Origin of the sequence: Pseudomonas ceruminis (assembly GCF_021602025.1) — a bacterium.
In the GTDB taxonomy this organism is placed as follows: domain Bacteria; phylum Pseudomonadota; class Gammaproteobacteria; order Pseudomonadales; family Pseudomonadaceae; genus Aquipseudomonas; species Aquipseudomonas ceruminis.
The window spans coordinates 39,349-51,678 of the sequence record NZ_BQHW01000027.1 but is presented as its reverse complement, the minus strand read 5'-3'; the positions used below and the strand labels follow the sequence as shown (position 1 = coordinate 51,678).

Here is a 12,330-nt window from a genome sequence, read left to right as displayed (position 1 = left end):
CCCCAGCACACTCACCGCTTGGCGATGATGTACACCGCATGGACGATCCCTGGGATATACCCCAGCAAAGTCAGCAGAATATTCAGCCAGAACGCCCCGCCGAAGCCGACCTGCAGAAATACGCCCAGCGGCGGCAGGATGATGGCGATGATGATGCGAATGAAGTCCATGCTCGTCTCTCCTTAATGGGTCTAAACACAGACTAGCCGCGTACGGCAGAGGTTCCACAGGCAAACGCCAGGCAAAAAAAAACGCCCCGAGCCAAATGAATCAGGCCAGGGGCGATGCGCAGAAACGCCAGACGGTTCGTTGAATTCGTACTATGCCGAGACTTCTCGGCGGGCATGCTGTTGCGCATGCAGGCGGGCAAACGCGCGCGCCAGGCGCAGCAACATTTCATCGATGTTGCCTTTGCTCACTGTCAGCGCCGGCGAAAAGCGCACCACATCCTCCTGTGGTGCATTGAGCAGCAGGCCTTCCTGCAGGGCAGCCTCCACCAGGTCCTTGGCCAGGTGCTCCTGCAACTGCATGGCCCACAGCAGCCCTTGGCCACGCACATGGCCCTGGCCATAACGACCGGCCAGGCGGCTGAGGCCATCGCGCAGGTGGCGCCCGCTGTCTTGAACCTGCTCGAAGAAGCCCGGTTCCAGCACGGTGTCGAGCACCGCAAGGCCCGCCGCGCTCATCAGCGCGTTGCCGTGGTGGCTGCCTTCCAGCTCGCCCGGCTCGGCGCAACATGCCGTACCCCGGGCCAGCAAGGCGGCAAGTGGTACGCCGCCCCCCAGGCCCTTGCCCAGGGTGATGATATCGGCGCGAACGCCGTAGGTTTCTTCGGCCAGCAACGCACCGCAGCGGCCAATCCCGGTCTGCACCTCATCGAGGATCAACAGGATGCCCAGTTCTCGGCACAGCTTCTCCACACCCTGCAGGTACTCGCGCGTCGCCGGAATCACACCCGCCTCACCCTGGATCGGCTCGAGCATGATGGCCACGGTGCGCGAATCGACTTGCGCGTGCAGTGCAGCAAGGTCGTTGAACGGCACTTTGCTGAAACCCGGCAAACCCGGCTCGCAGCGGTTGCACGGCAGCGGGTCGGACGCCGACAGCGCGCCGAGGCTACGACCATGGCAACCCTGGCTGGCGGTGATGATGTGATAGGCGCCGTTACGGTGCAGTTGCCCCCACTTGCGCGCCAGCTTGATCGCCCCTTCACAGGCTTCAGCCCCACTGTTGAGCAGGTAGGCCTGGTCGCTGCCGGTGCTCTGGCACAGGCGGTTGACCAGCTCCAGCAGGCCACGGCTATGAAAGCCTGCACCTGGGTTGATCAGCGCTTGTGCCTGGTTGCCCAGCGCCTTGACCAGCACGCTCGGGCTGTGGCCAAGGCTGTTGACTGCACGACCCTGGGTGAAATCCAGGTAGGCGTGCCCTTCTTTGTCCCACAACCAGGAGCCCTGCCCCCGCACAAACACTTGCGCCGCGCGCTCAGTGCTCGGCATCAGGCGCTCGCGGGACAACGGCGGCGCATCCGGCACGGACACCGGCGCACGCTTGGGCTCGGCAACCGTGGCAGGGGCCGAGCGGCGCAGGTTGAACAGGTTCATCGGGGCTCCAACCAATCACGGTAAAGGGCGGCCAGGGTCCGGTCGTGTTGCCGGCGCTTGATAATTTTGCCTTGCCTATCAAAAGTGTTTTTCAAACGGGGTAACAATGCGTTGATTGAGCGCTGTAACCCGTTGGAATACGGCGATAGACTAGGCTTCGGCGGCGCTTGCGGCCATTCCGTTTTTCCAGCTTTTTTGATAAGTGTTGCTTATGGATTTCCGCCAACTGCGTTATTTCGTCGCGGTTTATGAAGAAGGCCACGTTGGCCGTGCCGCTGAACGCCTGTCACTGTCCCAGCCGGCACTGTCGCAGCAGATTCGCCAACTCGAACACAGCCTTGACCTGAGCCTGTTCGAGCGCAGCAACAAGCGCCTGTTGCCCACCCTGGCGGCACACACCTTGTACAACCATGCCCTGCCGCTGCTCGATGGCCTGCAGCGCGCCCATGAGGCGATGCGCAACTTCAAGGGCCAGTCATTGCGCACGCTGGCCATTGGCGTTCTGCAGACCGTGCGTCCGAGCCTGGTACCGCAGTTGCTGGAGCGGGTTCGCAAGGCCCAGCCGCACCTGGTGGTCCAGATTTACGAACTGTCAGGGCTTGAGATCGAGCGGCGCCTGCTCAACGGCAGCCTGGACATCGGTATCAGCTACCTGCCACCGCGCCAACCTGGGTTGCACGGCTTGCTGCTGTACGAAGATGAACTGCAGTTGGTCATCCCCGATACCCATGCATTGAAAGACTTCAAGAAGGTGTCGATCAGCCAGGCCGCAGAGCTGCCCATGCTGATGCTCGGTGAGGAATTTCAAATCCGCCAGATCTGGAAGGAACAGTTGGCCAGCCTGGGCCGCCGCCCGCAGGTTCAGGCTGAGATGAACAACATGGGGGGGATTCTCGACAGCTTGGCCCACACCGCTTTGGCCACCATCCTGCCCGGCCGGGCCAAGGATGCCGCAGAAGACGATCAAGGATTGCTGTGGAAGCCTTTGAGCGAGCCACGGGTGCCGCTGAAGGTCGGCCTGGTGTTCCGCGATGCCCAACGCCAGCAGGCGTCGGTAGAGCTGCTGCGGACGTTGCTGGAGGAAGAGACCGACGCCCGCCAGTTGGGGGCCTCGCCACTGGATGTGCTGGGCTAAAAAGCGCGCACAAAGAAAACCCCGCCGAAGCGGGGTCTTCCAGACTGTTTCCCTGTGACATCCTTATCGCCCCGCCACCCTGGCAGGAAATCCGTCGTTGTCCCTGTTCTGTCCTTTGCGCTTCCTGCGCAACGTCCATGAACAAAGATTAACCGTGGATCCAATCTGAAACCAGTGGCGAAAAGTCACTGCGTTACGTAGGAAAAGGCTTACAAAAAAGCGGCCATTAGCCATCGGGATGGCACATGGCCGCAACGCACGTCAGAACTGATCCGCCTCCAGCAGGTACAACGATTCACTCCCCGCCTTCACCGACGCCACCAGCGAATCTACCCGCGGCAGCAGGCGTGCAAAGTAGAACCGTGCGGTGCCCAGCTTGGCCGAGTAGAACGCTGGGTCCTCTTCGCCAGCCTTGGCCGCCCGGGCCATCAATGCCCACATGTAGGCGTAGGCCACATAACCAAAGGCATGCAGGTACTCGACCGACGCAGCCCCAATCTCGTTCGGGTTGCCTTTGGCCCGGTCCAGTACCCAATCGGTCAACCCGTCCAGCTGATCGAGGGAGGCGGCCAGAGGCTTGGCAAACTCTTCCAGGTCGCTGCCCGCACTGGCGATGAAGCGGCGGATCTCATCGGAGAACAGCGTGTAGTAGGCACCGCCACTGGCCACCACCTTGCGTCCCATCAAATCCAGGGCCTGGATACCGTTGGTGCCCTCATAGATCTGGGTGATGCGTACATCGCGCACCAACTGCTCCTGGCCCCACTCGCGAATGTAGCCGTGGCCGCCAAATACCTGCTGGCCATGCACCGTGCACTCCAGGCCCAGGTCGGTCAGAAATGCCTTGGCGACCGGCGTCAGCAACGCCACAAGCTCTTCGCTGCGCTTACGCGTACCGGGGTCTTCGCTGTACTTGGCGCTGTCCAGCTGCATGGCCACATACGTGGAGAACGCACGCCCCCCCTCGATCAGCGCTTTCATGGTGAGCAGCATACGGCGCACGTCCGGGTGGACGATGATGGGGTCGGCGACCTTGTCTTTGGCTTGCGGGCCAGTAGGGGCTCGGCTTTGCAGACGGTCACGGGCGTACTCGACGGCGTTCTGGTAAGAACGCTCTGCCGAGGCCAGGCCCTGGATGCCCACGCCCAGGCGCTCATAGTTCATCATGGTGAACATCGCCGCCAGGCCTTTGTTGGGCTCACCGACGATGTAACCCACCGCGTCATCGAAGTTCATCACGCAGGTAGCCGAGGCCTGAATGCCCATCTTGTGCTCGATCGAGCCGCAGGTAGCCGGGTTGCGCGCGCCAAGGCTGCCATCGTCATTGACCAGCACCTTCGGCACCAGGAACAGCGAGATGCCCTTGGGCCCGGCCGGCGCATCCGGCAGCTTGGCCAGCACCAGATGGATGATGTTCTCGGTCAGGTCGTGCTCGCCACCGGTGATGAAGATCTTGGTGCCGCTGATCTTGTAGCTGCCATCGGCCTGGGGTTCGGCCTTGGTGCGAATGATGCCCAGGTCGGTGCCGGCATGGGGCTCGGTCAGGCACATGGACCCGGCCCACACGCCGGCATACATGTTCGGCAGGTACTTCTCCTTCAACGCTTCGCTGGCGTGAGCGTTGATCGACAGGCAGGCGCCTGCGGTCAGCATCGGGTACAGACCGAAGGCCAGGCTCGAGGCATTGACCATTTCTTCGACCTGGGCCGAGATCGACTTGGGCATGCCCATGCCACCGAATTGCGGGTCGCCGCCTACGCCAACCCAACCGCCTTGGGCGTAGGTGTTGTAGGCGTCGATGAAGCCCGCAGGCGTGCGCACAGCTCCGTTGTCCCAGTGGCAGCCTTCTTCGTCAGCAGCGCGGCTGAGCGGAGCGATGGTCTTGCTGGTGACCTTGCCAGCTTCTTCCAGCACGGCCAGGGCGGTTTCGGCATCGACCGCTTCGGCCAGTGGGGGCAACTGCGCCCACTGTTCGGCCACATTGAAGACTTCATTCAGAACGAAGCGCATGTCGCGCAGGGGCGCTTTATAGTCAGCCATCACAACCTCTCGCTGGTCGGGTCGGGGCGGTCTCACGAAACCGCGGCACGGGGATTGAATCCAGTGTAACCGAACAACTTTTGCGAGACATAGGGTCATCACGCGACTAGTAAGTCCATTTCGGTCACGCCATGCGAATCGCCCCACGGCGCGATTGCTGCCCGTCCACCATGACGCAGTTCCGCCCTGCCCCCTTGGCGCTGTACAACGCCTGGTCGGCGGACTTGAGCACATCCTCCGGGTTACGGTGCTCCACCTGGCGCTCGGCCACACCGATACTGATGGTCACCGATACCGTGCTCGAAGCGCTGCCGATCCGCCGCTGTCGCCCCGCAGTATCGTCCTGCGGGCGGCTATTTTGGTCACGCAGCTGCATTGCATAGTTGGCGATCATCTCGCGAACGGCTTCCAGATGGGGCAGGCATTCCTCGGCGGTCTTGCCAGCGAACACCAGCGCAAATTCCTCACCGCCATAACGGTAGGCGCGGCCACCACCCGTCACCTTGGACAACCGGCTAGCCACCAGGCGCAGTACCTGGTCACCCACATCGTGGCCATGGGTGTCGTTGAATTTCTTGAAGTGATCGACGTCGGTCATGGCGATCACGTAGTTGCGCCCCAGGCGTTGCATGCGCTCGTTCAGCGCGCGCCGCCCGGGCAAGCCGGTGAGCTCGTCGCGGAAGGCCATCTGATACGCCTCGTGGGACACCGCCGCGGCGATCATCAGCATCACCTGGCTGCACATGATGTTCAGCGTGAACGGCAGGATGAAGGTTTGCGGCAGCATCCAGAAAATGCCGAGCAAGCCGATGATCTGCGCCGCGTGCAACGGCCTGGGTTCACGCAGGTACTGCACCACCAACAGGATCAAAACCCCGATGAACAGCGGATAGACCATCTGGATCAGGCTCATCCACTGCCCATGCAGCGACGGCCAGCGGATTTCCGCCAGCCAGCTCAGCAGCGCCTCGGGATAACTCTGCTCGAGTGCCACAGCCACGCCGCTGACGGCAAACAGCACGGCAAAACGGGCAAGCAGGTCCTGGGCCAGGTGGGTGCGTTCCTGCCAGACGCCATACAAGCCGAACAGCGCAGGCAAAAGCAGGCACACCAGGTGGAAGATCACCGCCGCGTCATCGCGTACGCGGCCGTTGTCGCGGTAGTAATCGGTCTGGGTATCGAGCAGGAAGTAGGCGATGTACACCGTGACCATCAGAAACAGCTCGCGTTGACGGCGGTACACGGCGCAATAGGCGCCGCCGAGCAACAGGACCAAGGTGGGCAGCACGTTGAACAGCGAGGTGAAAAAGACGCTAAGGTCTCTTGCATAGGCCGCCGCAAGCCCTGCCAACAACAGGAACAGCGAAGGCAGGAAGTGGCTGGCGCGTACAGCGTTTAGACGAAACAAGGGTAATCTCCGACCCGGCAGATCAATAATGGCATTGTGCCCTTACTTCATCGGCAGCGCACATGAATAGATGAATACACGGGTAACGGCAGCAGGGGCGGAGGGCTTGAGCTTTTGTTGTTACTGAATCTTAGGGGGCCGCTTTTGCAGCGCCGTAAAAATGCAAAAGCCGCCTGCCCGTGAGGGCAGACGGCTTGCTGGCAAACGACAGGATCAGATCGACAGACCGAAGTCCTCTTCCTTCATTGCCATGAGGTTACCGGCACCGGACAGCATCGCCGCCACGTGAGCGCGGGTGCGCGGCAGGATGCGCTGGAAGTAGAAGCGCGCAGTCTGCAGCTTGGCAGTGTAGAACGCCTCTTCCGAGGTACCGGCAGCCAGCTTCTCGGCAGCCAGGCGAGCGATGTCGGCCCAGAAGTACGCCAGGCAGGCATAACCGGAGTACATCAGGTAGTCCACCGACGCAGCGCCCACTTCCTCGCGGTCCTTCATGGCAGCCATGCCCACCTTCATGGTCAGCTCGCCCCATTCCTTGTTCAGCGCAGCCAGTGGCTCGACGAACTCTTTGACCGCTTCAACGCCTTCCTGCGCCTGGCAGAACTTGTGCACGATCTTGGTGAAGCCCTTGAGCGCCTCGCCCTGGGTCATCAGCACTTTGCGGCCCAGCAGGTCGAGTGCCTGGATGCCGGTGGTGCCTTCGTACAGCATGGAGATACGGCTGTCGCGCACGTTCTGCTCCATGCCCCACTCGGCAATGAAGCCGTGGCCGCCGTAGATCTGCACGCCATGGTTGGCCGCCTCGAAGCCGACTTCGGTCATGAAGGCTTTGGCGATCGGGGTCAGGAAGGCCAGCAGCGCATCGGCCTTCTTGCGCTCTTCCTCGTCCTGGCTGTACTTGACGATGTCCACCTGCTTGGCGGTGAAGTACACCATTGCACGATTGCCTTCGGCGAAGGCTTTCATGGTCAGCAGCATGCGACGCACGTCCGGGTGGACGATGATCGGGTCAGCGGCCTTGTCCGGGGCTTTAGGGCCGGTCAGCGAACGCATCTGCAGACGGTCACGGGCGTATTTCAAGCCACCCTGGAACGCCACCTCGGCGTGGGCCAGGCCTTGCAGCGCGGTACCCAGGCGAGCGGTGTTCATGAAGGTGAACATGCAATTCAGGCCCTTGTTCGCCGGGCCAATCAGGTAACCGGTGGCGCTGTCGAAGTTCATCACGCAGGTAGCGTTGCCGTGGATGCCCATCTTGTGCTCGATCGAGCCACAGCTCACGCCATTGCGCTCACCCACGCCGCCTTCGGCGGTGGGCAGGAACTTGGGCACGATGAACAGGGAGATGCCTTTGGTGCCGGCGGGTGCGTCGGGCAGGCGGGCCAGAACGATATGGACAATGTTGCCGGCCATGTCGTGTTCGCCGGCAGAGATGAAGATCTTGGTCCCGGAAATCTTGTAGGAGCCGTCGGCCTGCGGTTCGGCCTTGGTACGCAGCATGCCCAGGTCGGTACCACAGTGCGGTTCGGTCAGGCACATGGTGCCGGTCCATTCGCCGGATACCAGCTTGGTCAGGTAGACCTCCTGCTGCTCAGCAGTGCCATGGGCGGAAATCGTGTTCATCGCACCATGGGACAGGCCTGGGTACATGCCCCATGACCAGTTGGACTCCCCGACCATCTCGCTCAGGGCCAGGCCCAACGACTCTGGCAGGCCTTGGCCACCATGGGCGACATCGTGCGCCAGGCTCGGCCAGCCGCCCTCGACAAACTGCTCATAGGCTTCCTTGAAGCCGGTAGGCGTCTTCACGCCCGACTCGCTCCAGGTGCAGCCTTCCAGGTCACCAACACGGTTCAGCGGGGCCAGCACCTGTTCACAGAACTTCGCGCCTTCTTCGAGGATCGCGTCAACCATGTCAGGCGTGGCGTCCTGGCAACCCGGCAGGCTCTGATAGTGCGCCTCGTAGCCGAGCAGCTCGTCGCGAACGAAACGAATATCACGCAAGGGGGCTTTGTAATCAGGCATTGCGATGAACCTCTGTGATGAGTCCGGTGGGGAGACCGCTGATACCGACCAGCTCTTGGGTGGCTTTCGGTCAAACAGTTGTTTGAAACTTACGTTTAGCATGGCCCGATGTCAAGGAGGGACTATGGTGCCATTTACGCCGCGAAAGATGGCTTTTATGCCATCGCACAAAAAACGCGCGTGCAGCCGCAGGTTTACCGGCGAATAAGCCCTGCCAAACCGTAAGGGTCTCTGGCAGGACACATTCGCGGGTAAACCCGCTTCCATGGTGGTTTCGTGGGGGTGCCTGAGGGTCAGGCGTAGGTGTCGATGAAGCGACCGAGCATTTCGTCGGAAGCTTTGGCAACCTTCACACCCAGCTCGACCTCGGTTTTACCCAGGGCAAGCTGCACAGTGCTGGTGGCCAGGTCCATCTGTTGGCTGCGATCCACCGCCCGCAGGCGCTCGGCCTGAAAGTCGCTGGACTGGCTGGTGGCGGCGCGTTCGACCGTGGTGTTGGCGATCTGGCCGGCGGCCTGGTCGATGCGGTTCTGCCCGGTCTGAATGGCGCTGAGGCCCGCGTAGTAGGCGGAGCTACCGGTGATTTCCATGTCAAAACTCCAATGACGCTGGATGTGAGCAGGGTCAATTAAAGCAGGCCAAGGTAGAAAAGGCCCGTTTAAATCCCTAATGGCCTAGTGCTAGTTGATAGGCCATGGACATATGACAGCCCTGAGCGGCCCCTCAACTAATCCAGCAAATCCAGCTGCAGATGCGCCGCCACCGCTTCGGCACTCGCGTGCTTGAGCCGGGGCACGCGCCCCAGGCAAGGCGCTGGCAAGCGCTCGGCCAGACTGGCCAGGTTCTCTTCCAGGCGCGAAGTGCGCGGCTCGATGATGTTGGCCACCCAGCCTGCCAGTTGCAGCCCGTCACGGGCAATCGCCTCGGCGCTGAGCAGGGCGTGGTTGATGCAGCCCAGGCGCACGCCTACTACAAGAATCACCGGCAGCTTCAGGGCGATGGCCAGGTCGGAGAGGTTGGCATGATCGGACAACGGTACCCGCCAGCCACCCGCGCCTTCGACCAAGGTGAAGTCCGCGCCCTGATCCAGCACGTGTTTCATTGCCTTCAGCAGTGCAGGCACCTCCAGCGCAACGCCCGCCTCACGCGCGGCCACGTGCGGTGCGATGGCCGGCTCGAAGGCAAAGGGGTTGATCGCTTCATAGGCCAGCTTGAACGTGCTTTGGTCGATCAGCGCCTGGGCATCGGCATTGCGCAGCCCCTTTGCCGTCACGGTGCAGCCGGACGCCACCGGCTTGGCGCCCAGCGTACTCAGGCCTTGCAGCCGCGCGGCATGCAGCAGGCCAGCGGCAATGGTGGTCTTGCCGACATCGGTATCGGTCCCGGCGATGAAATAGGCCTGGCTCATCTCGCTCCTCTCATGCCTGTGGCTTGCGCAACACACCATAGACCACCTGGTAGGTGGCTGGCAGCCCCTGAGGCTGGCGAAACGCTTCATACGCCTGCAAGAAGCCCTGCATGCGGGCGCGGCCGGTCAGACCGGCAGGCCGGCCAGGGTTGAGGTTATGCGCGCCAAGTGCCTTGAGCTCATGGGTCAGGCTGCGCACATCCGGGTAGTGCAGCACATGTGGCTGGCGTTCAAGGCCCAGTAACTCAAAGCCACTTGCCGCGCACAGGCGCTGGTAATCCTCGAAGCGGCGGAAGCGATTGACATGTACCCTGCCATCCACGGCCTGCCAACTGGCGCGCAGTTCATCAAGGGTACCGACACACAGGCTGCTGAAAGCTAGCAAACCGCCGGGGCGCAATACCCGTCTGGCTTCGGCCAACACACTGGCGAACTGCCCGCACCACTGCACCGCCAGGCTGGAAAACACCAGGTCGACACTGGCATCGCGCAGCGGCAGGCGCTCAGCGTCGCCCGCCACATGGTACTGGGCCCCACCCTGCTCGCCGCGGGCATGGCGCAACATACCCTCGGCAATGTCCACGGCCACCCCACTTGCTGATGCGAAACGCTCGGCCAGCACACGGCTGAAGTGCCCGGTGCCACTGCCAAGGTCCAGCCAGCGTGAAGGCATCAACGGGTCGGGCAGATGTTCCAACAGGCTCATGCCCACGGCGCGCTGCAGCGCCGCCACGCTGTCGTAGCTGGCCGCCGCACGGGAGAACGACGCCGCGACCTGGCGCTTGTCCGGCAAAGCGCCTGGCAGGGTTGGATGGGAAAGGTTAGTCATCGCCACTCTCATGCAGAAAATTCTTGATGCCCGCCGCCAGCTCCTGTGGGTACTCCAGCAGGAAGGCGTGGGAACTGTCTTCAACCAGCCCGACCTCGACGTCGGGCAGCAGTTCGCACAGCGCCTTGGCCGCTTCCGGGGGCACCAGCGCGTCGCTGCCGGCGAACAGGTGCAGTTGCGGGCCTGCGTAGGTTTGTAGTGCTTCGCGGGTATCGAGCTTGGCCAGTACTTCAAGCCCGGTGGCCAGATAGAGCGGGTCGGTGTCCGGCACGCCGACACCCAGCTGGCGCAACAGCGTGCGCGGCTGCAGGGCACCCTCGCTGCACAAGGTCCGGAAACGCTTGAGGGTCACCGAGGTATGGCTGCGGCAACCGTCGAGAAACGTACCGAAGGTGTCATCGGCCATGCCATGTGGCCAATCCCCCCGCGCCACGAAACTGGGGTTGCTGGCCAGGGTCAGCAACCCGCAGCAGTGGTCGCCGCGCTTGCGCGCCAGCTCGCTGGCAAGCATGCCGCCAAGCGACCAGCCCCCCAGCCAGGCATCGCTGGGCAACTTGCGGTCAAGATGGTCGACCCATGCCTGTACATCGGCGTCAGGCAGTTCCGGCAAGGGCATCAGCTCGACCTGCAGACGGGCATCCTGGGCGCGCAAACTGGCGGCCAGCGGTTCCAGCGCCGCAGTGCCCAGCCCCCAGCCAGGCAAAAGGATCAATCGGTTACGCATCGGCGGCCTCCAGCTGTGGATAACAATCGGCCAATGCATTCAACAATAGCTGCACCTGCGCCTCGCTGTGCGCGGCGCTCAGGGTGACCCGCAGGCGGGCGCTGCCAGCGGGCACAGTAGGCGGGCGGATGGCGGTCACCAGCATGCCGCGTTCACGCAACATGCGTGACAGGCGCAATGCCTGCGCACTGTCGCCAATCACGATCGGCTGGATCGGGGTGGGGCTGTCCATCAGGTGCAGGCCAATCTGCTCGGCGCCCTGGCGGAACTGGCGGATCAACGCCGCCAAGTGTTCCCGGCGCCAGGTTTCGCGGCGCAGCAATTCCAGGCTCTTGAGCGTGGCGCAGGCCAGTGCCGGCGGCTGGCTGGTGGTGTAGATGTAGGGCCTGGCGAACTGCACCAGCGCCTCGATCAACGCTTCACTGCCAGCGACAAAGGCACCCGCCGTGCCACAGGCCTTGCCCAGCGTACCGATCAGCACCGGCACATCATCGATGCCCAGGCCGAAGTGCTCGACGATACCGCCGCCCTGAGCCCCCAAGGTCCCCAGGCCATGAGCATCATCGACCATCAACCAGGCGCCCCGCGCCCGCGCGACCTTGGCCAGCGCTGGCAGATCGGCAAGGTCGCCGTCCATGCTGAACACGCCGTCGGTGACCACCAGGGTGTTGCCGCTGGCTTTATCCAGGCGGCTGGCCAGGCTTGCCGCATCGTTGTGCAGGTAACGGCTGAAACGGGCGCCGCTGAGCAGGCCGCCATCGAGCAACGAGGCATGGTTGAGGCGGTCTTGCAGCACAGTATCGCCCTGCCCCACCAACGCCGTAATGGCGCCGAGGTTGGCCATGTACCCGGTGGAAAACAGCAGCGCACGTGGGCGACCGGTCAACTCAGCCAGTGCCTCTTCAACCTGATGGTGCGGGGTGCTGTGGCCAATCACCAGGTGCGACGCGCCGCCGCCGACACCCCAGCGCTCGGCGCCCGCCTGCCAGGCGGCGACGACCTCGGGGTGGTTGGCCAGGCCCAGGTAGTCATTGCTGCAGAAGGCCAGCAGTGGCTGGCCATCCACCACCACCTCCGGCCCTTGCGGGCTTTCCAGCAGTGGCCGCTGCCGATACAGGTCCGCAGCGCGCCGTTCGGCCAGGCGTGCTGGCAGGTCGAAAGCCATG

11 protein-coding genes are annotated in these 12,330 nt (G+C 62.9%); 1 reads left to right on the top strand and 10 read right to left on the bottom strand.

Annotated features, from left to right (window positions below):
• Positions 1 to 11 precede the first annotated feature (11 nt).
• Both L6D80_RS24745 and L6D80_RS24740 read right to left on the bottom strand, forming a co-directional pair.
• On the bottom strand, positions 12 to 170 hold the full coding sequence (locus tag L6D80_RS24745) for a YqaE/Pmp3 family membrane protein (protein WP_009681539.1): 159 nt from the start codon (positions 168 to 170) through the stop codon (positions 12 to 14).
• A gap of 150 nt (positions 171 to 320) precedes the next feature.
• A complete protein-coding gene (locus tag L6D80_RS24740; protein WP_176516314.1) occupies positions 321 to 1,601 on the bottom strand; it encodes an aspartate aminotransferase family protein in 1,281 nt (426 codons plus the stop codon).
• Positions 1,602 to 1,812: 211 nt separating this feature from the next.
• Here L6D80_RS24740 and L6D80_RS24735 point away from each other — a divergent pair, with 211 nt between their 5' ends.
• Positions 1,813 to 2,736, top strand: coding sequence for a LysR family transcriptional regulator (locus L6D80_RS24735; RefSeq protein ID WP_054903062.1), 924 nt, complete (start codon positions 1,813 to 1,815; stop codon positions 2,734 to 2,736).
• 261 nt (positions 2,737 to 2,997) lie between these two features.
• Here the strand turns inward: L6D80_RS24735 and L6D80_RS24730 are convergent, their stop codons facing one another.
• From L6D80_RS24730 to bioF, 8 genes are all read right to left on the bottom strand, one after another.
• Positions 2,998 to 4,776 (bottom strand): acyl-CoA dehydrogenase C-terminal domain-containing protein, encoded by a 1,779-nt coding sequence (locus tag L6D80_RS24730; RefSeq protein ID WP_176516316.1) that lies wholly within the window; start codon positions 4,774 to 4,776, stop codon positions 2,998 to 3,000.
• A gap of 124 nt (positions 4,777 to 4,900) precedes the next feature.
• On the bottom strand, positions 4,901 to 6,184 hold the full coding sequence (locus L6D80_RS24725; protein WP_176516317.1) for a GGDEF domain-containing protein: 1,284 nt from the start codon (positions 6,182 to 6,184) through the stop codon (positions 4,901 to 4,903).
• A 213-nt stretch (positions 6,185 to 6,397) separates the two neighbouring features.
• Positions 6,398 to 8,203, bottom strand: a complete 1,806-nt coding sequence (locus tag L6D80_RS24720) for a phenylacyl-CoA dehydrogenase (protein WP_054903059.1) — start codon at positions 8,201 to 8,203, stop codon at positions 6,398 to 6,400.
• Positions 8,204 to 8,496: 293 nt separating this feature from the next.
• Entirely contained in the window at positions 8,497 to 8,793 is a 297-nt protein-coding gene (locus L6D80_RS24715) for a hypothetical protein (RefSeq protein WP_054903058.1), read from the bottom strand.
• Positions 8,794 to 8,930: 137 nt separating this feature from the next.
• The gene (gene bioD / locus L6D80_RS24710; protein ID WP_176516319.1) at positions 8,931 to 9,611 is read right to left on the bottom strand and encodes a dethiobiotin synthase; all 681 of its coding nucleotides are present in this window, start codon (positions 9,609 to 9,611) and stop codon (positions 8,931 to 8,933) included.
• Between the two features lie 10 nt (positions 9,612 to 9,621).
• Positions 9,622 to 10,440, bottom strand: a complete 819-nt coding sequence (gene bioC, locus L6D80_RS24705) for a malonyl-ACP O-methyltransferase BioC (protein ID WP_054903056.1) — start codon at positions 10,438 to 10,440, stop codon at positions 9,622 to 9,624.
• The gene (locus L6D80_RS24700; protein ID WP_054903055.1) at positions 10,433 to 11,164 is read right to left on the bottom strand and encodes an alpha/beta fold hydrolase; all 732 of its coding nucleotides are present in this window, start codon (positions 11,162 to 11,164) and stop codon (positions 10,433 to 10,435) included. Before L6D80_RS24700 ends, bioC begins: the two co-directional genes overlap by 8 nt.
• Positions 11,157 to 12,329 (bottom strand): 8-amino-7-oxononanoate synthase, encoded by a 1,173-nt coding sequence (gene bioF / locus L6D80_RS24695; protein ID WP_176516321.1) that lies wholly within the window; start codon positions 12,327 to 12,329, stop codon positions 11,157 to 11,159. Before bioF ends, L6D80_RS24700 begins: the two co-directional genes overlap by 8 nt.
• Position 12,330 lies beyond the last annotated feature (1 nt).

Bases quoted from the DNA above. Each gene is read 5' to 3' on its own strand.
- L6D80_RS24745 (WP_009681539.1), bottom strand. From the start codon at position 170: ATGGACTTCATTCGCATCATCATCGCCATCATCCTGCCGCCGCTGGGC.
- L6D80_RS24740 (WP_176516314.1), bottom strand. From the start codon at position 1,601: ATGAACCTGTTCAACCTGCGCCGCTCGGCCCCTGCCACGGTTGCCGAG.
- L6D80_RS24735 (WP_054903062.1), top strand. From the start codon at position 1,813: ATGGATTTCCGCCAACTGCGTTATTTCGTCGCGGTTTATGAAGAAGGC.
- L6D80_RS24730 (WP_176516316.1), bottom strand. From the start codon at position 4,776: ATGGCTGACTATAAAGCGCCCCTGCGCGACATGCGCTTCGTTCTGAAT.
- L6D80_RS24720 (WP_054903059.1), bottom strand. From the start codon at position 8,203: ATGCCTGATTACAAAGCCCCCTTGCGTGATATTCGTTTCGTTCGCGAC.
- L6D80_RS24715 (WP_054903058.1), bottom strand. From the start codon at position 8,793: ATGGAAATCACCGGTAGCTCCGCCTACTACGCGGGCCTCAGCGCCATT.
- bioD (WP_176516319.1), bottom strand. From the start codon at position 9,611: ATGAGCCAGGCCTATTTCATCGCCGGGACCGATACCGATGTCGGCAAG.
- bioC (WP_054903056.1), bottom strand. From the start codon at position 10,440: ATGACTAACCTTTCCCATCCAACCCTGCCAGGCGCTTTGCCGGACAAG.
- L6D80_RS24700 (WP_054903055.1), bottom strand. From the start codon at position 11,164: ATGCGTAACCGATTGATCCTTTTGCCTGGCTGGGGGCTGGGCACTGCG.
- bioF (WP_176516321.1), bottom strand. From the start codon at position 12,329: ATGGCTTTCGACCTGCCAGCACGCCTGGCCGAACGGCGCGCTGCGGAC.